The organism is Kitasatospora sp. NPDC004615 (assembly GCF_042873545.1).
Lineage (GTDB): Bacteria > Actinomycetota > Actinomycetes > Streptomycetales > Streptomycetaceae > Kitasatospora.
Genome location: NZ_JBIALQ010000001.1, coordinates 530,385 through 550,365 on the forward strand (window position 1 = coordinate 530,385; position 19,981 = coordinate 550,365).

At 72.4% G+C, this 19,981-nt stretch carries 20 protein-coding genes and 1 tRNA gene; 13 read left to right on the forward strand and 8 right to left on the reverse strand.

The window, feature by feature from the left end; all coding sequences use genetic code 11:
- Positions 1–10 precede the first annotated feature (10 nt).
- Positions 11–2,173 (reverse strand): RNA polymerase recycling motor ATPase HelR, encoded by a 2,163-nt coding sequence (helR, locus tag ACFYS8_RS02430; RefSeq protein ID WP_387634606.1) that lies wholly within the window; start codon positions 2,171–2,173, stop codon positions 11–13.
- A 276-nt stretch (positions 2,174–2,449) separates the two neighbouring features.
- Here helR and ACFYS8_RS02435 point away from each other — a divergent pair, with 276 nt between their 5' ends.
- The gene (locus ACFYS8_RS02435) at positions 2,450–3,451 is read left to right on the forward strand and encodes a helix-turn-helix domain-containing protein (RefSeq protein ID WP_387634609.1); all 1,002 of its coding nucleotides are present in this window, start codon (positions 2,450–2,452) and stop codon (positions 3,449–3,451) included.
- A gap of 237 nt (positions 3,452–3,688) precedes the next feature.
- On the opposite strand, the gene ACFYS8_RS02440 is transcribed toward ACFYS8_RS02435, so the two are convergent.
- The 4 genes from ACFYS8_RS02440 to allB form a co-directional block, all read right to left on the reverse strand.
- Positions 3,689–4,831 carry a tetratricopeptide repeat protein gene (locus ACFYS8_RS02440; protein WP_387634612.1) on the reverse strand — a complete coding sequence of 381 codons (1,143 nt, stop codon included), beginning with the start codon at positions 4,829–4,831 and terminating at the stop codon, positions 3,689–3,691.
- A 206-nt stretch (positions 4,832–5,037) separates the two neighbouring features.
- Positions 5,038–5,823 carry an IclR family transcriptional regulator gene (locus tag ACFYS8_RS02445; RefSeq protein WP_387634615.1) on the reverse strand — a complete coding sequence of 262 codons (786 nt, stop codon included), beginning with the start codon at positions 5,821–5,823 and terminating at the stop codon, positions 5,038–5,040.
- A 139-nt stretch (positions 5,824–5,962) separates the two neighbouring features.
- Positions 5,963–7,072, reverse strand: coding sequence for an allantoicase (gene alc, locus ACFYS8_RS02450; RefSeq protein WP_387634618.1), 1,110 nt, complete (start codon positions 7,070–7,072; stop codon positions 5,963–5,965).
- A 22-nt stretch (positions 7,073–7,094) separates the two neighbouring features.
- On the reverse strand, positions 7,095–8,438 hold the full coding sequence (allB, locus tag ACFYS8_RS02455; RefSeq protein ID WP_387634621.1) for an allantoinase AllB: 1,344 nt from the start codon (positions 8,436–8,438) through the stop codon (positions 7,095–7,097).
- Between the two features lie 132 nt (positions 8,439–8,570).
- Here allB and ACFYS8_RS02460 point away from each other — a divergent pair, with 132 nt between their 5' ends.
- The 11 genes from ACFYS8_RS02460 (at position 8,571) to ACFYS8_RS02510 (ending at position 15,103) form a co-directional block, all read left to right on the forward strand.
- A complete protein-coding gene (locus tag ACFYS8_RS02460; RefSeq protein WP_387634624.1) occupies positions 8,571–9,092 on the forward strand; it encodes a GNAT family N-acetyltransferase in 522 nt (173 codons plus the stop codon).
- A 126-nt stretch (positions 9,093–9,218) separates the two neighbouring features.
- Positions 9,219–9,647: a thiamine-binding protein gene (locus tag ACFYS8_RS02465; RefSeq protein WP_387634627.1), complete on the forward strand. Its 429-nt coding sequence runs from the start codon at positions 9,219–9,221 to the stop codon at positions 9,645–9,647.
- Positions 9,644–10,015 carry a helix-turn-helix domain-containing protein gene (locus ACFYS8_RS02470; RefSeq protein WP_387634629.1) on the forward strand — a complete coding sequence of 124 codons (372 nt, stop codon included), beginning with the start codon at positions 9,644–9,646 and terminating at the stop codon, positions 10,013–10,015. The genes ACFYS8_RS02465 and ACFYS8_RS02470 overlap by 4 nt, the downstream gene beginning before the upstream one ends.
- Before the next feature lie 144 nt (positions 10,016–10,159).
- Positions 10,160–10,669, forward strand: a complete 510-nt coding sequence (gene uraD / locus ACFYS8_RS02475) for a 2-oxo-4-hydroxy-4-carboxy-5-ureidoimidazoline decarboxylase (RefSeq protein ID WP_387634632.1) — start codon at positions 10,160–10,162, stop codon at positions 10,667–10,669.
- 19 nt (positions 10,670–10,688) lie between these two features.
- Complete coding sequence (gene uraH / locus ACFYS8_RS02480) at positions 10,689–11,036, forward strand: hydroxyisourate hydrolase (RefSeq protein WP_387634634.1); 348 nt, start codon at positions 10,689–10,691, stop codon at positions 11,034–11,036.
- A gap of 49 nt (positions 11,037–11,085) precedes the next feature.
- Positions 11,086–11,988 (forward strand): factor-independent urate hydroxylase, encoded by a 903-nt coding sequence (gene pucL / locus ACFYS8_RS02485; protein WP_387634637.1) that lies wholly within the window; start codon positions 11,086–11,088, stop codon positions 11,986–11,988.
- A gap of 38 nt (positions 11,989–12,026) precedes the next feature.
- On the forward strand, positions 12,027–13,412 hold the full coding sequence (locus tag ACFYS8_RS02490) for an 8-oxoguanine deaminase (protein ID WP_387634640.1): 1,386 nt from the start codon (positions 12,027–12,029) through the stop codon (positions 13,410–13,412).
- Positions 13,413–13,470: 58 nt separating this feature from the next.
- The gene (locus ACFYS8_RS02495) at positions 13,471–13,689 is read left to right on the forward strand and encodes a hypothetical protein (protein ID WP_387634643.1); all 219 of its coding nucleotides are present in this window, start codon (positions 13,471–13,473) and stop codon (positions 13,687–13,689) included.
- A gap of 60 nt (positions 13,690–13,749) precedes the next feature.
- Positions 13,750–14,187: a hypothetical protein gene (locus tag ACFYS8_RS02500; RefSeq protein ID WP_387634646.1), complete on the forward strand. Its 438-nt coding sequence runs from the start codon at positions 13,750–13,752 to the stop codon at positions 14,185–14,187.
- Positions 14,184–14,444: a hypothetical protein gene (locus ACFYS8_RS02505; RefSeq protein ID WP_387634648.1), complete on the forward strand. Its 261-nt coding sequence runs from the start codon at positions 14,184–14,186 to the stop codon at positions 14,442–14,444. The genes ACFYS8_RS02500 and ACFYS8_RS02505 overlap by 4 nt, the downstream gene beginning before the upstream one ends.
- Positions 14,445–14,563: 119 nt before the next feature.
- Positions 14,564–15,103 carry a hypothetical protein gene (locus ACFYS8_RS02510; protein WP_387634650.1) on the forward strand — a complete coding sequence of 180 codons (540 nt, stop codon included), beginning with the start codon at positions 14,564–14,566 and terminating at the stop codon, positions 15,101–15,103.
- A gap of 294 nt (positions 15,104–15,397) precedes the next feature.
- Here the strand turns inward: ACFYS8_RS02510 and ACFYS8_RS02515 are convergent, their stop codons facing one another.
- The 3 genes from ACFYS8_RS02515 to aceB all read right to left on the reverse strand — a co-directional run bounded on the left by ACFYS8_RS02515 (position 15,398) and on the right by aceB (position 19,114).
- Complete coding sequence (locus ACFYS8_RS02515; RefSeq protein WP_387634652.1) at positions 15,398–16,993, reverse strand: TROVE domain-containing protein; 1,596 nt, start codon at positions 16,991–16,993, stop codon at positions 15,398–15,400.
- Between the two features lie 366 nt (positions 16,994–17,359).
- Positions 17,360–17,421, reverse strand: a tRNA-Ser gene (locus ACFYS8_RS02520).
- Between the two features lie 61 nt (positions 17,422–17,482).
- Positions 17,483–19,114, reverse strand: coding sequence for a malate synthase A (aceB, locus tag ACFYS8_RS02525; protein WP_387634654.1), 1,632 nt, complete (start codon positions 19,112–19,114; stop codon positions 17,483–17,485).
- Between the two features lie 92 nt (positions 19,115–19,206).
- Between aceB and ACFYS8_RS02530 the strand changes: the two genes are divergently transcribed.
- Positions 19,207–19,977 carry an IclR family transcriptional regulator gene (locus tag ACFYS8_RS02530; RefSeq protein WP_387634656.1) on the forward strand — a complete coding sequence of 257 codons (771 nt, stop codon included), beginning with the start codon at positions 19,207–19,209 and terminating at the stop codon, positions 19,975–19,977.
- The last annotated feature ends 4 nt before the right edge of the window (positions 19,978–19,981 follow it).

Here is a 19,981-nt window from a genome sequence, read left to right on the forward strand (position 1 = left end):
GCAGTTGACGTCAGCGCAGGATCGCGAGCTGCCCGGTGGCGCGGGTCATCGCCACGTAGCGGTCCACCGCGCCCTCGATGCCCTCGCCGAACGCCTCGGGGTCGACCAGCACCACCAGGTCGAACTCCAGGCCCTTGACCAGCTGGGGGCTGAGCGAGCGGGCCCGGGGCAGGCCGAGGAAGGTGGGGTCGCCGATGACGCAGGCGGTGCCCTCGGGGTGCTCGGCCAGCCAGCGCTCCAGCAGCTCGTCGCGCAGAGCGCGGGTGCCGTGCAGGACGGGCAGGCCGCTGCGGCGGACCGAGGTGGGGACGTTGGCGTCGGGCAGGGCGGCCCGGATGACGGGCTCGGCCTCGGCCATGACCTCCTCGGGGGTGCGGTAGTTGACGCTCAGCGAGGTGAGGGTGATGCGGTCCAGGCCGGCCCGCTGAAGGCGTTCGGTCCAGGATTCGGTGAAGCCGTGCCGAGCCTGGGCGCGGTCGCCGACGATGGTGAAGGAGCGGGACGGGCAGCGGGCGATCAGCATCTGCCATTCGGCGTCGGTGAGTTCCTGCGCCTCGTCGACCACGATGTGCGCGAACGGGCCGGCCAGCAGGTCGGGGTTGACCGGCTCGGGGTCGGAGTGGTCGATCAGGGCGTCGCGCAGGTCGGCGCCGCCCAGCATCATGGTCGCGCCCTCGCCGTCGTCGTCGGAGTTCAGCAGGTGGTCGACGACGCCGTCCATCAGTTCGCGTTCGGCGGCCAGGCGGGCCCGGTGGGCGCGCTGGCGGCGGTCGGCGTCGGTGTCGCCGAGGCGGCGGCGGGCGGCGTCCAGCAGCGGCAGGTCGGAGAGCGTCCAGGCGGCGGGGTCGGTGCGCTGCAGGGTGCGGATCTCCTCGCGGCTCAGCCAGGGCGCGCACAGCCGCAGGTAGGCGGGGACGGTCCACAGGTCGCCGACCAGGTCGGTGGGTTCGAGGATCGGCCAGGCCCGGCGCAGCGCGCCGAGCAGTTCGCGGTCGCGGCGCAGTTCGCGGGCGAGCATCTCGGGCGAGATGCCGTGCTCCTCGTCCTCGAGGGCGTCGGCGTTCTTGTCGATCAGGATGGTGATGAGTTCGTCGAGGATCGTCTCGCGGGCCTCGTTGTGCGGGGTGCCGGGGCCGACGGCGGAGAAGGCCTCGGCCCAGTCCTCGGGCTGGACCGACAACTCGTACCACTCGATGGCGAGTTTGCTGGCCTCGGTGGGCGGTTCCTCGTAGATCCGGACGGCCTGCTCGATCGCATGGACCATGCCGGCCGTGGCCTTCAGCCTCGCCACCTCGGGGTCGGGCTCCTCCGCGACCGCCGCACCCTCGGGGAGCAGGTCGCGCAGGGTGCAGGTCTGGACGCCTTCCTCACCGAGGCTGGGCAGCACGTCGGCGACATAGGCCAGATAGGGCTGGTGGGGGCCGACGAACAGCACGCCGCCCTTGCGGTGGCCGAGCCGCGGGTCGGAGTACAGCAGGTGGGCGGTTCGGTGCAGGGCGACGACGGTCTTGCCGGTGCCGGGGCCGCCGTCGACGACCAGGGCGCCGCGCGAGCCGGCCCGGATGATGGCGTCCTGGTCGGCCTGGATGGTGGCGAGGACGTCGCGCATCCGCTCGGACCGGGCGGAGCCGAGGCTGGCGATGAACGCGGACTGGTCGTCGAGGGCGGCGTGGCCGTCGAGCGCGTCGGCGGTGAACACCTCGTCCCAGTAGTCGCCGACCTTGCCGCGCTGCCAGCGGTAGCGGCGGCGGCTGGTGAGGCCCATCGGGTTGGCGTGGGTGGCGGCGAAGAACGGTTCGGCGGCGGGCGAGCGCCAGTCGATCAGCAGGCGCTGCCCGTCGGCGTCGGCGAGGCCGAGGCGGCCGATGTACACGGGTTCGGTGCTGTCGGCGTGGACGATCCGGCCGAGGCACAGGTCGGTGCCGAAGCGGCGCAGCGTGCGCAGCCGGGACGAGATCTGGTGGATCTCGTTGTCGCGGTCCATGGCCTCGCGGCCTGCTCCGCCCGGGCGGCGGCGGACCTCGTCGAGCCGGGCGGTCAGTTCGGCGATGTCCTGTTCCAGGGTCGCGGCGATGGCCGCGAAGTGCCGTTCGTCGTCGGCGATCAGGGCCGGGTCCGCCTTGGCGGCGAGCCGCTCGGGCAACTCGAAGGCGCTGGTCGTCTGCTGGCTCATGTGGTGCTTCTCCGATCCCCTGCCGGGTGTTTCGCGCGTTTCGCCCCGCTTGTTCCTATTGCGCGGGTTTCCCGGATTCAGTCAGTGATTGTGCGCTACCTGGGGGGCCTTGCCGCAAGGCCCCCCGTCCGGTATAAGTTTGAATAGCGGCAGGAGAGCATCGGCTCCCTGCCTCTTCTGTTGCCCGGGGGCCTGCACCGATACCGCACCTGACCTGCGATGCTTGGGGCCGACACACGGCGAGTGGCCGGAGGGCAACGGAAGGTGGGGCACGCCATGGCCGCGGCGACGGAGAGCGTCGGCCCGTTCGCGGAACTCCGGCCGCAGGAGCGGTTCGAGCTCTGGCGCGATCTGATCGCACTGACCAGGGACTGCGACACCACCATCCCCGACACCGACCGCTTCGACGCCGAGCTGCGCCGCTCCGAACTCGGTCCGGTGACCTTCCTCGGCACCTCCTTCCCGTCCGCCCGGTTCCGGCGCACCGACGCCCGGGTGCGGCGCTCCGACCCCGGCGTGTTCCACCTGACGCTCGTCCAGCACGGGGCGCTGGCCCTGCACCGCGACGGCGAGCCGACGCAGGTGTTCCGGCCCGGCGAGCTGACCATGCTGGACAGCTCCCGCCCGTACGAGCTGCGCGCGCTCGGCGAACGTGCCGGGGCGGACGGCGAACCGCGGGTCCAGGGCGTCGGCATCGACTTCCCGATGGCGCTGCTGCCGGTCCCGCCGCACCGGCTGCGCCGGCTGATCGGCCGGGGCATCCGGGCGTCCGAGGGTACGGCCGCGGTGCTCGCGGACTTCCTCCTCAGCGTGGACCGGCAGGCCCCCGTCCTCGGCCCGGCGGTCGCCGACCGGCTCGGCCCGATCGCGGTGGACCTGGTCGCCGCCTGGCTGGCCGATGAGCTGGCGGACGACGCCGACCTGCCCGAGACGGCCCGGCAGCGCGCCACCGTCGAACAGGTCCGCGCCTTCGTCCGCCGCCGCCTGCACGACCCCGAGCTGTCCCCGGCCGTGATCGCCGCCGCCCACCACATCTCCGTCGGCCACCTGCACCGCCTGTTCGCCCTGCACACCGACGGCGACACCGTAGCCGCGTGGATCCGCCGCCTGCGCCTGGAGAAGGCCCACCGTGACCTCGCCGACCCCGCCCTGCGCACCGTCCCGATCGGCACCATCGCCGCCCGCTGCGGCATGCCCCGCCCCGACGACTTCAGCCGCGCCTTCCGCACCGCGTACGGCCTCGCCCCGCGCGACCACCGCCGGCACGCCTGCCCGTGAGCCGTTCCTGAGAGGTGACGCCTCGCCAACCGGCCGGGCACGCGATGCCAAACGCACTGGTCCGGCCCGGCCTACGGTGGACTCACCGGGGGAAGCCCGCTTCCGGGGGACGGGCTCGACCTTCGACGTTGCCCGGGCCGTCAGCATGTCTGACGGCCCGGGGACAAGGGGACACGTCGAAACCGACGGGGGCTGTCGCAACGGATCGCCGGATCCGCGCGACGGCCCCCGTTCCGCTTATCCCGCGAGGGCCTGCCGGGCCGCGACCGTGCCGTGGTGCTCCGCGCCGAAGTGCGCCCGCCAGTCCGCCAGTGCACCGGCGAGAGTGCTGTCGCCCCGGCCCTGCCGCTGCTTCGCGATGCCGAGCGCGGTGCGCAACTCCAGTACCCGGTGGGCGGGGGCGTCGGCGCAGCGGGCCATCGCCTGCCGGGCCTCCTGCTCGGCCTCGGCGGGGCGGCCGAGGGCGAGGTGCACGTTGGCGGCGGCCAGGCCGAGCGCCGACCGGTCGTTCTCGGACAGTGCGGGCATGCCGGCGGCGATCGCCCGGGCGGCCTCGACGGCCTCGCCCGCCTCCTCGGGACGGCCCTGGCCGAGCAGTGCCCGGGACAGGTTGATGTGCAGCGTCAGCGCGAAGCTGTCCGGCACACCGCGCTCGGCCAGCGTCTCCCGCAGCAGTTCCTCGGCCTCGGTGTGGCGGCCCCGCAGCGACCGGCTCATCGCAAGGGTGTTGGCGGCCGACACCCAAACGAGTGTGGCGGCGGGTTCGGGCACCGTACCGGCGGCTGCCCGCAAGCGCGGCACCTCCTGGTCGACCTCGGCGTGCTCTCCGAGGTAGGCCAGGTGCGTCAGCCGATTGCTGCCCGTCGCGAGCGCGAGTTGCGACAGCGGCGGATTCGCCCGGCGGCACTCGGCGGCAAGGCTGTTGAGCACCTCGGCGGCCTCCCGGTGCCGGCCCGACTCGCCCAGCAGCAGCGCGTGCGCCTGACGCGCGCCCAGCAGCCACATCGTCGCCCGGGCCTCCACCACCGCCCGCCGGATCTCCTCCAGCGCCTCCGCGTGTCGCCGGTCGGCCCGCAGCACGTGGGCCAGTTCGATGCGTACGGCCGCCCGGCCGGCGCTCGTGATGCCCGGCGCGGTCAGCGCCGCCCGCAGCTCGCGTTCGGCCTCGGCGCCGCGTCCCTGCCCCCGGGCCGCCCGGCCCAGCGCCGCCCGGCCGACCGCGACGCCTTCCGCACCCCGCCGTCCCGCCCGTGCGTACAGCTCCACCGCCTGCCGCGCCGACTCCTCGGCCTGCGCGAACTGCTCGGCCTGGTTGGCCTTCTGAGCGGTCTCCAGCAACTCGTGGGCGCGGCGCAGTCCGCGATTCGTGAACAGGCGCATCGCCGTTCGTCCTTCCGTTCGATCGGCGGTGATCGTAGCGCGGGACGACGGGGCTGCATCCGGCCTCCGACCTGCGAGGACCTGCCGGGCGGCGACCGTACCGGGTGATCCCCGACCGCGCCGGCGAGCGTGCTGTCGCCCCGGGCCTGCTCCTCGGCGTCGCCGAACGTCGCGGCCGGGTACGACGACGCCCTCCCGTCAGCCGGTCACACCGCCATCGCGAGCATCAGCGGGGTGGCCCGGACGGTGAGCAACTCGGCGGCCTCGCGCAGCCGGAACGCCTGCTCGACGGGCAGCGAGGTGGCCAGGCAGCCCACCGTGTTCCCCGCCACTATCGGGACAGCGGCGCAGACCGTGTCCATCGAGTACTCCTGAAGGTCCAGCATCGGGACGGTGGCGGGCTGCCGGTCCAGCCGGTGCAGCAGGCGGTCCTGCTCGGTGATGGTCCGGGCCGTGAGCCGGGCCACCGGATGCCGGGCGAAGTGGTCGAGCCGTCCCGCATGGTCGAGTTGGGCGAGCAGGCACTTGCCGATCGCGGACGCGTGCGCGGTGGCCCGGAAGTCCACCCACTCGTGCACCGCCGGCGCGTGCTCGCCGTCGCACACCGCCTCCACCAGCAGTTCGCCGTCCTGGTAGCGGCTGAAGTAGACCGCAGCGCCGAGTTCGTCCCGCAGTTCCTCCAACTGGTGATACAGCTTGGCTCTCACCAGCGGCTCCCGGTGCTGCGCGCCGAGCAGCGTGAACGCCCCGCCGAGCGTCCACAACCCGTCCAGGTGCAGCAGGTACCCCTCGGTCTCCAGCTCCTCCGCGAACAGCCGCACCGCCGCCTCCGGCATGCTCAGCGCCCGCGCCAGATCCCCCGTCGTACACCCGTCCGGATAGCGGTCCACGGCCTCCAACAACCGCAACGCCCGCCGCAGCACCCCGAACGGCCCCGCCCCTCCACCACCCGGCCCCAGCAGATCACTCCGCCCCCGGCTCACCGTCGTCATTCCCCCGACCCCCTTCCTTCTCACCCCACCGTCCGCCCAGCGTAGCCAGCAAGCGAACACCCCATCATCCGCTCACCGGATATTCCCCCGCCAGAGCCACTCCCTCTTGACAGGCATATGCCGCGACAGCTCTCATGGGTCACCCGCCGTACAGCACCCTGATCGCCCCCGCGTCCCTCAACGGCCGCGCCCCCGCCACCTCTTGTCCGACCAGCCCCCGCGCCTCCTCCACCGGCAACGCGTTGAACCACCGCAGCGCCACCGCATCCAGCCCGGAGGGCGTGAGCCGCCCGACAAGCCGAACCCGCGCCAATCCCCCGTCCGGATACACATTGACGCGCACGTGCGTAACGGCCGGGCCCGAAAGCCGGTACCGGTGCCGCGTATCCGGCTGCAATCGCGTCCGGGGCAACAACACCGCCTCCGCCCCCACGAGTTCCGCCCACCCGGGCGCATTCGCGACGAAGCACGAGGTGTCCACCTCCACCGCCAGCACCTCGCCCTCCCCGGCCAGGGCGAGGCGCACCCAGTCGTGTCCCTTGTCCCGTCGGCGGCGGGTCTCCCAGCCGTCACCCATGACGGTGGCCCGGCCGGGGGCGTTCAGGTGGTGCGGGGAGGAGTAGTAGCGGTCGGACGCGTCCTCGGCGACGCCGCCGTACTCCTGTGCGGCCAGGTCGAACGTCAGTCCGGCCAAGTCCCGTGGGTCGGGAAGGACTTCGCCGTGCACCCGCAGCCGGGCGACACCGCCGTCGGGCCAGATGTTCAACCGGACGTGGGTGTAGCGGACGGGGTCGGTGACGGGGAACGTGTGCGCGGTGTCGCCGCGCAGCGGCGTTCGCGGGACGATCTCGGTCCACCGCGCGGCGGCGACCTCCGCGGGCGAGGGGTGGCCGGGGACGGACGCGGCCTGCACGGACGCCGTCTCGGGGTGGTTGCCGGTGAAGTGCGCGGTGTCCACGACGACGCCGCGCACCAGGCCGGCCGCGCCGAGCCGGACGATCACCCAGTCGTGGTCCTCGTCGGTGGGGTGCGGCTGTTCGGCGCTGATGCCGCGTCGGCGGCGGGACTCCCAGCCGTCCATGATCTGGCCCTTGTGCCCGAAGGTGTGCGGGCGGAACTCGGCGGGCGCGGCGACCAGCAGGTTCTCGGCGTCGGCGAAGGTGTCCTCGTTGGTGGCGATCACGCCCGCGCCGAGTGCCCGGGAGGCCAGGTCGACCAGTTCGGTGAACGCGTGCTGACTGTCACTCAACCAACTCTCCTCACAAGCGAGTTCAGGGACGGACAAGCTGCCGGCCGTGCGGGGCCCCGGCCGGGTCGACGGGCCGTCCGCGCAGCCAGGTGCGGCGGACCTGCCCGACGAGGGTACGGCCCGCGTACGGGGTGACGGGGTTCTTGTGGTGCAGCCGTTCGGGGTGGACGGTGAACGGGCCGTCCGGGTCGAAGGCCACCAGGTCGGCGTCGCGGCCGGCCGCGATCGCGCCCTTGGCCCCGGCGAGGCCGACCAGCGCGGCGGGTCCGGCGGCCATCCAGCGCACCACGTCCGCCAGTTGGTGGCCGCGCCGCCGGGCCTCGGTCCATACGGCCGGCAGACCCAGCTGGAGGGAGGCGATGCCTCCCCATGCGGCCGCGAAGTCCCCACTCCCGCCGTCTCGTTGAAACAGTTTGAGTTCCGGCGTGGACGGCGAGTGGTCGGACACCACGGCGGCGAACTCGCCGTCCGCGAGCGCCTGCCAGAGCAGTTCCCGGTTGGCGGCGTCCCGGATCGGCGGGCAGCACTTGAACGCGGTGCCCCCGTCGGGGACGTCCTCGGCGGTCAGCGTCAGGTAGTGCGGACAGGTCTCGGCGGTGACCCGCACCCCGTCCGCGCGGGCCCGGCGCAGCAGTGGCAGCACGGCGGCGGACGAGACGTGCAGCAGGTGCACCCGGGCGCCGGTGCGGCGGGCGCACTCCAGCAGCGTGGCGACCGCGACGGTCTCGGCGCGGTCCGGCCGGGAGGCCAGGAAGTCGCGGTAGCGCACGCCGGGGACGTGCGGGGCGGCGCCCAGCTCGGCCGGGTCCTCGGCGTGGACGATGGCCAGCGCGCCGAGCCGCGCCTGTTCGGTGAGCGCGGCCGCCAGGTCGGCGGGGGTGGCCAGGTGGGGGAACTCGTCCACGCCGGACGGGGCGAGGAAGGACTTGAACCCGAACACCCCGTCCCGGTGCAGCAGTTCGAGCCGGTCGGTGTTGCCGGGCACCGCCCCGCCCCAGAACCCCACGTCCACCCAGGTCTGGCCCTCGGCGGCCTTCCGCTTGGCGGCCAGGCCCTCGACCGTGGTGGTCGGCGGGACGGAGTTCAGCGGCATGTCGATCAGCGTGGTGACCCCACCGGCCGCCGCCGCCCTGGTGGCGGACGCGAAGCCCTCCCACTCAGTGCGCCCCGGCTCGTTGACGTGTACGTGGGTGTCGACCAGCCCGGGCAGCAGCGCGAGGTCGCCGAGGTCGGTCAACTCCCGGCCGTCCAGCAACAGTTCACCGTGCCGGGCGATCCGTTCGATCCGCCCGCCCCGCACCAGCACATCGGCGGCGCGCTCCCCCTCCGGCAGCACCACCCGCCGGGAGCGGAAAACCATGGGCATCAGGAACCTCCGAACGCCGGAAGAATCCTGGGAGCCTAGAACCGGCCCGATCGACCGTCAATGCGGCCCGCCGGGACGGGCATTCTCACCTTGGCGGGCCGAAATGAGCCCGCACACCGGGATGATCACCATATGACCATCGAACTGCGCCACCACACCGAGCTGACCGCGCAGGCCCGCCAGGACCTGCTCGCCGCCTACACCGACGTCCGGGCACCCCTGCTGCACCTGCCCAACTACTCCGTCGCGGCGTTCACCGAGCGCCTCGACCGGCACGCCACCGACCCCGGCTTCGGACTCGTCCTGGCGTACGACGGTGAAGTCCCGGCCGGGTACGCCTACGGCAACACCATCGACGACGCGTACTGGAAGCGGATGGCCGAACCCCTGCCCGACGGCTTTACCGACGCCCCCGCGTTCGCCCTCAAGGAGATCGGCGTCCGCACCCCCTGGCGCGGCACCGGCACCGCGCGTCGCATCCACGACGAACTCCTCGCCCGCCGCGCCGAAGGCCGCACCATGCTCATGGTCAACCCGGCCGCCGGGGACGGCAAGGTCAGGGCGCTGTACGAGACTTGGGGTTACCGGGCCGTCAACAGCCAGGCATCCACGCCCGACTCGCCCCGGCTCACGGTCATGCTCCGCGCGCGCTGACGTCTCCTCGCGCGCCCGCCACAGGAGTTCCACGATCCGAAAGCCGGGCGCTACTGAATCTCCATCCGATCGTCTCATCCGACCATCTACCGGCCGGTCGGTCGATATGGTGAACGAGTGCGACTGATGGTGGAGTTCACGACCGAACCGTTCAAGCTGAACGGCTTCCCCGAGCACGCCGCAACCGCCCGCCGGGCGGCCGAAGAGGCCGGCCTGGCCGTCTCGGTGGGGCCGTTCGGCACCAGCGCCGAGGGGGACGCCGAGCAGGCGCTGGCCGCCGTGACCCGGCTGCTGCGGGAGACCCTGGCGGTCGGCGCGAGCCGAATCTCGCTCCAGGTCAGCGTGTTGGCCGACGACCCGGCCCCGGCCGAACCCGGCCCGCCGACCGCACCCGACGGCCCACCGGCGACGCCCTACGGCCCACCGATGACGCCTGACGCCCGGCCGATGACACCGGACGCCCCGCCGGTGACGCCGGACGCCCCGCCGATGAGCCCGCCGATGAGCCCGCCAATGGCCCCGCCGATGACGTCCGACGAAGGAAGGACGCCGTGAACGACGCCTCCGACCACCCGCTCACCGCGGCCCTGAAGCCGCTGCTGGAGGCGGTCGGCGCCACCGCGGTCGACCTCTCCGAGGCGCGGGCCGAGGACGTCGTCCTGGAGTGGGACGGCGCCCCGGCCGTCGCGGTGCGGCTGCCGCACCTGGGCAGCGCGCTGGACCGGCTGCTGGCCGAGATGGCCCGCCAGTTCGACGGCCGTCCGCTGGCCGGGCTGGGCCGCACGGAGAAGCAGCGGGTGGTCGCCCTGCTGGAGGAACGCGGCGCGTTCACCGTCCGCCATGGGGTGGAGACCGTCGCGTCGGCGCTCGGTGTCAGCCGGTTCACCGTGTACAACTACCTGAACCGGCAGGAGAAGTCCTGACGTGTCGGGCGCCGCCCACCGTCGCCACGCTTCGCCCTCCGTCACCACGCACCGCGCCGCCACAAACAGTTCAACAAAGCGTTGACGGCCCGTCGGGGCTCGTTCTAGCTTGTCCGGGTGGCACCGAATCCAGGAGGTCCTTCCGTGACCGAGCCACCCGCCGACTCCCCCGCCCTCGCCGCACTGGCCGCCACCGACTCCGCCGAACTGCGAAGAACTCTGCTGGAGATCTGTTCCAGCCCGGCCTGGGCCGCCGCCGTCGCCGCGTCCCGCCCCTGGTCCGACCGCGCCGGACTGATCGCCGCCAACGCGCGGGCGACGGCGCAGCTGTCGGTGGCCGAGCTGAACGCGGCGCTGGCCGGCCACGCCCGGATCGGCGCTCCCGAGGCCGGCGACGCCGCGTCCGAGCGCGAGCAGTCCGGCGTCCGGGGCGTCGAGCCGTCCCTGCTGGGCGAGTTGGCGGCGGCCAACGCCGCGTACGAGGCGAAGTTCGGCCACGTCTTCCTGATCCGCGCCACCGGCCGGACCGCGGCCGACATGCTCGCCGCCCTGCGCGAGCGGCTGCCGCACGACGCCGCCACCGAGGCGGAGACCGTCCGCAAGGAACTGCGCGAGATCAACGAACTCCGGCTCGACCGACTGCTGTCCAGCTGATCCACCTGAGGAACCGCCCATGGCCGGCATCTCCACCCACGTGCTCGACACCAGCCTCGGCCGCCCCGCCGCGGGCGTTCCGGTCGAACTGGCCGTGCGCACCGAGGACGGCTGGCGGTTGCTCGGCGCCTCCGCCACGGACGCCGACGGCCGGGTCACGGGGCTGCCGGCCGTGGCGGGCGGCTCGGTCGCCCGGCTGCGGTTCGACACCGCCGAGTACCACGCGGGGACGGGGCAGCGGAGCTCGGGGCAGCAGCCGTTCTTCCCCGAGGTCTCGATCGTCTTCACCGTGGCACCCGATCAACTCCACTACCACGTACCGCTGTTGCTGAACCCGTTCGGCTACTCGGTCTACCGCGGCAGCTGAGCGCCGGGGTAGCCGCTTCCACCACCTGGGAGACACAAGGAGGCACGGCATGGCCCACGTGCTCGGGCAGAACCAGTACGGCAAGGCGGAGAACCGCATCGTCCGGGTCCGCCGCGACTCCACCGGCCACGAGATCAAGGATCTGAACGTCTCGGTCTCGCTGCGCGGCGAGTTCGACGACGTCCATCTGACCGGCTCGAACGCCAACTGCCTGCCCACCGACAGCATGAAGAACACCGTGTACGCGTTCGCCAAACAGCACGGCATCGACTCCGCCGAGGGATTCGCCGCCCTGCTGGCCCGGCACTTCGTGGCGGACGCCGAGCGCGGCGTGGTGCGCAGCGCCCGGATCCGGGTCGAGGAGTACGGCTGGGACCGGATCGCCATCCCCAACTCGCCGTCCCCGTCCGGTCATTCCTTCGTCCGCAACGGGCAGGAGGTGCGCACCACCGAGGTGGAGTACGACGGCGAGCGGTTCCGGGTGGTCTCCGGGCTCAAGGACCTGGTGGTGCTGAACACCACCGGCTCGGAGTTCCGGGGGTTCCTCAAGGACCGCTACACCACCCTCCAGGAGGCCGACGACCGGCTCCTGGCCACCCAGGTGACGGCACGGTGGGCGTTCGGTTTCGACGGCCGCGACGGGCAGCGGCAGCCGGACTGGAACCAGTCGTACCCGGAGGTCAGGCGGCACCTGTTGGAGGCGTTCGCCGACACCTACTCGTTCTCCCTGCAGCAGACACTGCACGCGATGGGCAGCCGGGTGCTGGACCACCGCGCCGAGGTGGACGAAGTCCGGCTGGAGCTGCCCAACAAGCACCATTTCCTGGTCGATCTGGCGCCGTTCGGGCTCAAGAACGAGAACGAGGTCTACTACGCCGCCGACCGGATGTACGGCCTGATCGAGGCCACCGTACACAGGGAGGGCGTCACCCCGGTCATCCCCGTCTCCTGACTCCGTCTCCTGACTCTGTCCTGACTTCTGGAGTTCCCATGGCAGTTCGGCCCCTGGACGTGGACGACCGGCGGATCGTGATCGAGAACGCCGCGATCGCCACCGTCGACGCCGCCGGCACCGAATACGCGCGCGGGCACGTGGTCGTGCTCGACAACACCGTCGAGTCGGTCGGCGACGGGCCCGCGCCGGCCGGGCTCGCCGGCGTGGCGCGGCGGATCGACGGCGAGGGGCACCTGCTCACGCCCGGGCTGGTCAACACCCACCACCACTTCTACCAGTGGCTCACCCGCGGACTGGCCCAGAATGACACCCTGTTCGACTGGCTGGTGGCGCTGTACCCGACCTGGGCGCGGATCGACGCCGAGCTGATGCACGCCGCGACGCTGGGTTCGGCGGCGGCGCTGCTCAAGTCGGGCTGCACCACGGCCGCCGATCACCACTACGTCTTCCCGCGCGGCGCCGGCGACCTGCTCGGCGCGTCCATCGAGGCCGTCCAGCAGCTCGGCCTCCGGTTCACCGCCCTGCGCGGCTCGATGGACCGCAGCCGGAAGGACGGCGGGCTGCCGCCGGACCACGCGGTGGAGGACACCGACGAGATCCTCGCCGCCTCGGAGGCCGCGGTCGACCGGTGGCACGACGCGTCCTTCGGCTCGATGCTGCACATCGCGCTGGCGCCCTGCTCCCCCTTCTCCGTCTCCACCGAACTCCTCACTCTTTCCTCGGAGTTGGCCCGCCGGAAGGGCGTGCGCCTGCACACCCACGGCTCGGAGACCGCCGAGGAGGCGGAGTTCTGCCGCAAGCTCTTCGGCATGGGCCCCACCGACTACTTCGAGTCCACGGGCTGGCTCGGCGAGGACGTCTGGATGGCGCACTGCGTCCACCTCACCGACTCCGACCTCGCCAAGTTCGCCGAGACCGGCACCGGCGTCGCCCACTGCCCGTCCTCCAACGCCCGCCTGGCCGCCGGCATCGCCCGCGTCCCCGACATGCTCGCCGCCGGCGTCCCGGTCGGCCTCGGCGTCGACGGCACCGCCTCCAACGAGTCCGGCCAGCTCGGCACCGAACTGCGCAACGCCCTCCTGATCAACCGCCTGGCCGGCCGCCCCGACGCCCTGACCGTCCGCCAGTCCCTGCGCCTCGCCACCATCGGCGGCGCGAGAGTCCTCGGCCGCCAGCACGAGATCGGCTCCATCGAACCCGGCAAACTCGCCGACCTCGCCCTCTGGAAGATCGACGGCCTCCTCCACTCCACCATCGCCGACCCCGTCGCCGCCCTCGTCCTCGGCGCCCTCCCCCCACTCACCACCCTCCTCGTCAACGGCACCCCCGTCATCGAACACGACCACCTCACCACCGCCGACGAATCCCACATCGCCCGCACCTGCGCCCGCGCCGCCCGCGACCTCGCCTCCCGCACCTGACCGGCTGTCGGCCGGGTGCGATAGCGTCCGGCCCTTCGGCGATGTGAGGAGTATGCGGATGGGCGCCAGCGACTGGCACTACGTCACCCCCTACTCGGGTTCGCCGCAGCGCAGCCTGGACGCCCTGCACCAGGCTGAGTTCGCCGCACACTGGGCCGGCCAGGAGTACGACACACTGCGCGACGAGATCGACTGGCGCTGGACCGGCAAGTACGTCCTCCTCCACACCCATGGCGAGCCCACCCACCTGGGAATCTTCGGCAGATCGGGTGACTGAGGCGGTGTCGGCCCGTTGCGGTAGCGTCCGGACACCGACCGCGACTTGAGGAGCACGAGGATGGGCGCCAGCAGCTGGGATTACCTCACCGTCTACCGGGGGACTCCGCAGAAGACATTGAACGCCCTGCACGCGGAGGTGTTCGCGGGGACGGACTGGATCGGGGCGGGTGAGTACGAGTCGATCGAGGAGCTGTGGGCGGACGAGGAGTTCATGGGTGAGGAGGGCACCCACTCGATCCTGGACATTCCCAAGGCGGTGCTGTTCAGCAACGATCCGGCGGGGTACCACGACCTGGGGACTGTCCGGCCGCTGTCGTCTGAACGGCTGCTGCACCACTTCGGGACCGACCGGCCGAGTGTGGAGCAGTATCGGCGGGCGATGGAGGGCCGCGAGCTGTTGGAGGAGACGCGCCTGCGGTGGACCGGGCGGTTCGTGGTGCTGTACACCGACGCCGAGGCGACCCACTTCGGGGTGTTCGGGTACTCCGGCGATTGACGGGACGTCAGCGGCGGGCGGCAGCCACCGGCATCGCCAGGCTGATCGGCCCACCGCAGGCCCGCCTGCTGGTCCTGCTGGACCAGCACGCCTCCACCACCGCCCTGGCCCACCGCCTCGCCGTCACCCCGGGCGCGGTCAGCCGCCGCCTCTCCGCCCTCACCACCGCCGGCCCGCCCACCCGCACCCGTTCCGGCCACTCCGTCCGCTACGCCCGCTCCCCGCTCGGCGACGCGCTGGTCACCGGTGGTTCCTGAGGCCGATCCTCCGGCATGGCCGTCCACCTGACGGAGGACTCGATCTCCTTCGTGAGGGCGAGCATCTGACAGTTCCTCAGGTCGATTTCCGCAGCCCGTCGGGCCAGCAGGATCGAACCATGCGATTCAGCCTGCTCCACCCGTCCCCGACGGTCGGCAACACCGCGCGGCCGGTCCCCCGTTGGGCCGTCCGTTCAGCCCAGCTCATACCCCTGGCCGTGCTGCCGTCGTGCATCTGGCGCCTGCCGTTCGCGTTCGACTTCGAGATGGGCCAGGTCTACGAGGTCCACAAGACCTGGCACTGGTGGGTGATTCTCTACGTCTTCGGGCTCAGCGTGCTCTCCGAGGGGCTCGCGTACCTGTCCTTCGGCCTGGCGGCCGGATGGGGCGAGGTGGTGCCGGCCTGGATCCCGTTGATCGGTGGCCGGCGCGTCCCGCCGTTCGCGGCGATCGTCCCGGCCACCCTGGGCGGGCTGGGGCTGGTCGCGCTGTGGGATCCGCTGCCGCTCGCCTTCCTCGACCTCGGAGTCCCGATGGTCGAGTACTCCAACGGCTGGTGGAAAGCGCTCGCGGCAACGGCCACCATGCCACTGGTCCTGTGGGGACCGCTTGTCCTGGCGCTGACCTTCGCGTACTACCGACGCCGTCGCGAAGAATGACGTCGGGTCACGACAGCGCTAGTTGACGCAGTGAACCGTCAACTCCGCATGTCACAGGTCCCCGTCGTACCACGCGGACGTGATCCCTCCACCGCACCGGCTGTCGGTGAACCCGGTCACGGTTCGCCCTTTCGCCGGTGCTCCGCGAACAGGCGCGGGCGCCGCACGCCGGAGCCGAGATGGGAGGTGCGAGCAGATCCGTTCAGGTTCGCATCGAACGGCGACCAGCTTGCGACAACCGTAATCCAGGCGTCAACCAGCGTGCAGCGACCGATCATTGACGTTACGTCAGCTCTACTTTCGGTCGCTCTCCCACGGCCACGCGGCGTCCCGCCCGGCCTCCAACAGCGGGATGAGCCGGAACGCGACGTCGGTCAGGCCGCCGAAGGTGTGCCGCCGCGCGCTGCCGGACGGGGCGTGACCGGCACGGTAGCCCGCCAGGTTCCAGGTGTAGGTGGGGATGTGGGAGGGGACGGACTCCAGCGCGTTGTGCGAGTAACTCCCGTACGCCTGCTCGTCGGTGACGATCACCACGCGGTCGTGGCCGCGGTAGTGCGTCCGGACGGCTTCGGCGGTGTTGGTGCCGCCGAGGTTACCGAACCGGTCCAGCACCTTGAGCACCGCGTCGCCGCGCCCGAGCGGGATCGCCCGGCTGCTGGTGCCGAACTCGACCAGGTTCGCCTCCTCGGCCCGCAGGGCGAGTGCGGTGCCGAAGATGGCTGCGGTGTCGGCCCGGTTGAGCTGGGACTGCGCGCTCGGCCGGTCGAACATCGAACCGGACCGGTCCACCAGGATCAGCGAACGGCCGGGCAGCGCAGGGACGTTGGCCAGCGAGTGCTTCAGCGCCGTCTCCAGCGCGTGGCCCCAGCGCAGCGACGGCGCGTGCCGGTGGGCGGCCAGGTAGCGGAACGGGAACTGGCGCGAGCGCTTGACCTCGCCCGGGTCGGCGATCCGCCGGGCGACCTGCTCGGCCACCTCGGCCGACACGCCGGCCTGGTCGAAGTTGCGCAGGTTGCGCACCAGCGCCATCGCGCCCATGGACGGGATGACGGCCTCCCAGACGGCCGCGCTCAGCGGCCCCTGGAGCCAGCCGGCCAGCGCCTCCCACGTCATGCCCGCCTCGGCCAGGCGCTCCGCGCCGCCGGGGCCGGTGACCAGCGCGCGGCGCTCGGCCACGGGGACGGCCATCAGCGCGTGGTGGGCGGTCAACAGGGCGTCGCCCGGCGGCGGGACGGCGGTGTCGGGGCGGTGCCGCCGGTCCAGCGCGTAGCGGAACAGCTCGCCCTGCCAAGGCTTTTCGGGGTGCGGCGACGGGTGGGTGAGCTCCAGCACGTCGCCGAACCGGAAGCCCTTGCCCGCGGTGTCGTACTTGAGCAGCGCCCGCCCGTTGTACAGCCGGCCGACGGCGTCCGCGACACCGCGCTTGACCGGCTTGGGCAGCGCGCGCCCGTACCGGGACGTCCAGTAGGCGAGCAGTTCGCCGGGCTCGTCGGGGCGCTGCAGGACGGCGTCGATCACCTGCCGGGAGTGGCCGGGGAGCTTCGCGTCCAGCCGGGCGCGGGTGAACTCGGCCGCGCCGACCAGCGAGGCGGTGCGCATCGCGGCGCCGTGGCGCAGCCAGCGCAGCAGGCCGAGCGTCCACTCGGGGTCGCTGACGGCGAGCGAGCGCACCAGGGTGGTGTAACGGTCGTCGCGGTCGCCGCCGCGCTCGTAGAAGGTGTCCTGGCCGACCAGGTTGGCGACCGCCAGCAGGAAGAGTTCGGACTTCTCGTCGCGCAGGTGTCCCGGCCCGCCCTGGTGGTTGGCCGTGAGCTGCCCCGTCGTGGCGACGGGCGAGCTGGGGCCGACGGGGGTGGGCTTCTTCGAACGGCGAAGGTTGAAGCGGGACATGTGGACTCCTCCTGCGGGCGGGCATGCCGAACCGGGGCGTCCGAGAATTACCGGTCGCGTGGACCGGCCTCGGCGGAGGTAGCAGTCTGGTGCTCTACCAATTGAGCTACCGGCCGCGCTCGCGCACGGCCGACCGGGACTCGAACCCGGAACCACCAGATCCGGAAGTAACCCCCGCCTGCGCACCGGACGCCCCGGCGCGGTTGCCCTCCCGAGATCAAAGGTGGCGCCGGTGGGATTCTTTGGAGGAAGTAACCGGCGTCTGCGCACCGGGAGGTGGCAGTCATTCTGAAGTTTGGTGTCCAGAGAACAGAAGCGGCGGAGGCGACATTAGCTGCTCTCCCAACTGAGCTACGCCGGCTCGAAAGCCGGCGGCGGGACTCGAACCCGCGACCTGCCCATTACAAGTGGAAGTAACCCCTGCCTGCGCACCTGGACGAGAACGACCTTATCCGTCCGCCGCCCCCGCCCGCACCTGAGTTTTCCGTCTCAGTCGAGCAAGGCGAGCGCCGGCAGCGTCAGGAACTCCGGGAACTCCTCGCCCAGCGCCACCTGTTCGAACAGCGCGGCGGCCTCGTCCCACCGCCGCCCGGCTTCGGCCTCCGTCTCCGTCCGCAGCGCGGCGAGTTCCTCCGCCAGCAGCAGCCGCACCTGTTCGGCCGTCACCTTCTCGCCCGTGTCGGCGAGCACCACGCCGTTGTGGATCCACTGCCAGATCTGCGAGCGGGAGATCTCGGCGGTGGCGGCGTCCTCCATCAGGTGGAAGATGGCGACCGCGCCGATCCCGCGAAGCCACGCCTCGACGTACCGGACGCCGACCTGAACGGCGTTGCGCAGCCCGGTGGACGTACAACTGCCTTGCGCACCCGCAACGTTGAGCAGTTCCTCCGCCGTGACGTCGCCGGCCGCCCCCGGGTTCTCCTTCTGGTGCGGGCGCTCGCCCAGCACCGCGTCGAAGCACGCGCGCGCCACCGGCACCAGGTCGGGGTGGGCGACCCAGGAGCCGTCGAAGCCGCCGGCCGCCTCCCGTTCCTTGTCGGCCCGGACCTTCGCCAGCGCCGCCGCGTTGACCTCCGGGTCGGTGCGGGACGGGATGAACGCCGCCATCCCGCCGATCGCGTGCGCACCGCGCCGGTGGCAGGTCCGCACCAGCAGGCGGGTGTAGGCGGCCATGAACGGGGACGCCATGGTGACGCTGTTGCGGTCGGGGAGGATGAACCCGGCGCCGGCGTCCCGGAAGTTCTTCACGATCGAGAACAGGTAGTCCCACCGTCCGGCGTTCAACCCGGCGGCGTGCTCGCGCAGTTCGTGCAGGATCTCGTCCATCTCGAAGGCGGCGGTGATGGTCTCGATCAGCACGGTGGCGCGGATCGTGCCGTGCGGGATGCCCAACTCGGCCTGGGCGTGCGTGAAGACCTCGTTCCAGAGCCGGGCCTCCAGGTGGCTCTCGGCCTTCGGGAGGTAGAAGTACGGGCCGGAGTTGGGGTCCTGCGCGCCGCGGGCGAGCAGCCGGGCCGCGTTGTGGAAGAAGTACAGGCCGAAGTCGACGAACGCGCCGGCCACCGGCTCGCCGTCCACGCTCAGGTGCCGCTCGTCCAGGTGCCAGCCGCGCGGGCGGACCACAACGGTGGCCAGTTCGGCGGCGGGCTTCAGCGTGTACGCCTTGCCCCGGGCGTCGGTGAAGTCGATCCGGCCCTCGAACGCGTCGATCAGGTTGAGCTGGCCGGAGACCACGTTCGCCCAGGTCGGGGCGGAGGCGTCCTCGAAGTCGGCGAGCCACACCTGCGCGCCGGAGTTCAGCGCGTTGACGGTCATCTTGCGATCGGTCGGGCCGGTGATCTCGACCCGGCGGTCCACCAGGGCGCGCGGCGCGGGCGCGACCTGCCAGTCCGCGGCGCGGATCGCCGCCGTCTCCGGCCGGAAGCCGAGGGTGCCGGTGCGGGCGATCTCGGCCCGGCGCGCCGTACGCGCCGCCAGCAACTCCCGGCGCCGGCCGTCGAACGCGCGGTGCAGGCCCGCGACGAACGCCAGCGCCTGCGGGGTGAGCACCTCCTCGGCGCGCTCCACGGGCGGGCCCGAGACCGTCACTCCCGGAACCGTCGAACCCTGATCTGCTGCCATGGGCTGCACACTCCTCGGGCTGATCCGCTATTCCGTTCTGTAGAGTGGAGATTAGTTTCCGCGATGCAGAATTTCAATGAAGGAACCACCCCGTGGCCAGCAGCCCCACCGAACGCACCACCGGCTCGGTGCAGTCCGTCGAACGCGCCTTCCTGCTCCTCGAATCCCTCGCCGACGCCGGCGGCATCGCCACCCTCAGCGAACTCTCCGCCGCCTCCGGCCTGCCGATGCCGACCATCCACCGCCTGGTCCGCACCCTGCTCACCCAGGGGTACGTCCGCCAGGACTCCGCCCGCCGCTACACCCTCGGCCCGCGCCTGATCCGCCTCGGCGAGACCGCGAACCGGCTGCTCGGCTCCTGGGCCCGCCCGTTCCTCGCCGAACTCATGGAAGCCACCGGCGAAACCGCCAACCTGGCCGTCCTGGAGGGCTGCGAGGTCGTCTACGTCGGCCAGGTCCAGTCCCGGCGCTCCATGCGGATGTTCACCGAGGTCGGCCGCCGCGCCCAGCCGCACTGCACCGGCGTCGGCAAGGCGCTGCTCGCCCAGCTCCCCGAGGACGAGGCGCGCGCGCTGCTCGGCCCCGGCCCGCTCCAGGCCCACACCCCGCACACCATCACCGACCCCGCCGCCCTGCTCGCCCACCTCGCCGCCGCCCGCGAGTCCGGCTACGTCGTCGACGACCAGGAGCAGGAGATCGGCGTCCGCTGCCTCGCCGTCGCCGTCCCCGGCGCCCCCACCCCCACCGCGCTCTCCGTCTCCGGCCCCGAAGCCCGCATCCACTCCCTCGAAGCCCAGTCCGGCCCCGCCGGCCTCGTCCCCCTGATGCAGTCCGTCGCGGCCCGCCTCGGCGCTGCGCTCTGACGGC

What these genes read in the sequence shown, in the direction of transcription:
- helR (WP_387634606.1), bottom strand. Translation starts at nt 2,173, where the DNA reads ATGAGCCAGCAGACGACCAGCGCCTTCGAGTTGCCCGAGCGGCTCGCC.
- ACFYS8_RS02435 (WP_387634609.1), top strand. Translation starts at nt 2,450, where the DNA reads ATGGCCGCGGCGACGGAGAGCGTCGGCCCGTTCGCGGAACTCCGGCCG.
- ACFYS8_RS02440 (WP_387634612.1), bottom strand. Translation starts at nt 4,831, where the DNA reads ATGCGCCTGTTCACGAATCGCGGACTGCGCCGCGCCCACGAGTTGCTG.
- ACFYS8_RS02445 (WP_387634615.1), bottom strand. Translation starts at nt 5,823, where the DNA reads ATGACGACGGTGAGCCGGGGGCGGAGTGATCTGCTGGGGCCGGGTGGT.
- allB (WP_387634621.1), bottom strand. Translation starts at nt 8,438, where the DNA reads ATGCCCATGGTTTTCCGCTCCCGGCGGGTGGTGCTGCCGGAGGGGGAG.
- ACFYS8_RS02460 (WP_387634624.1), top strand. Translation starts at nt 8,571, where the DNA reads ATGACCATCGAACTGCGCCACCACACCGAGCTGACCGCGCAGGCCCGC.
- ACFYS8_RS02465 (WP_387634627.1), top strand. Translation starts at nt 9,219, where the DNA reads ATGGTGGAGTTCACGACCGAACCGTTCAAGCTGAACGGCTTCCCCGAG.
- uraH (WP_387634634.1), top strand. Translation starts at nt 10,689, where the DNA reads ATGGCCGGCATCTCCACCCACGTGCTCGACACCAGCCTCGGCCGCCCC.
- pucL (WP_387634637.1), top strand. Translation starts at nt 11,086, where the DNA reads ATGGCCCACGTGCTCGGGCAGAACCAGTACGGCAAGGCGGAGAACCGC.
- ACFYS8_RS02490 (WP_387634640.1), top strand. Translation starts at nt 12,027, where the DNA reads ATGGCAGTTCGGCCCCTGGACGTGGACGACCGGCGGATCGTGATCGAG.
- ACFYS8_RS02495 (WP_387634643.1), top strand. Translation starts at nt 13,471, where the DNA reads ATGGGCGCCAGCGACTGGCACTACGTCACCCCCTACTCGGGTTCGCCG.
- ACFYS8_RS02500 (WP_387634646.1), top strand. Translation starts at nt 13,750, where the DNA reads ATGGGCGCCAGCAGCTGGGATTACCTCACCGTCTACCGGGGGACTCCG.
- ACFYS8_RS02510 (WP_387634650.1), top strand. Translation starts at nt 14,564, where the DNA reads ATGCGATTCAGCCTGCTCCACCCGTCCCCGACGGTCGGCAACACCGCG.
- ACFYS8_RS02515 (WP_387634652.1), bottom strand. Translation starts at nt 16,993, where the DNA reads ATGTCCCGCTTCAACCTTCGCCGTTCGAAGAAGCCCACCCCCGTCGGC.
- aceB (WP_387634654.1), bottom strand. Translation starts at nt 19,114, where the DNA reads ATGGCAGCAGATCAGGGTTCGACGGTTCCGGGAGTGACGGTCTCGGGC.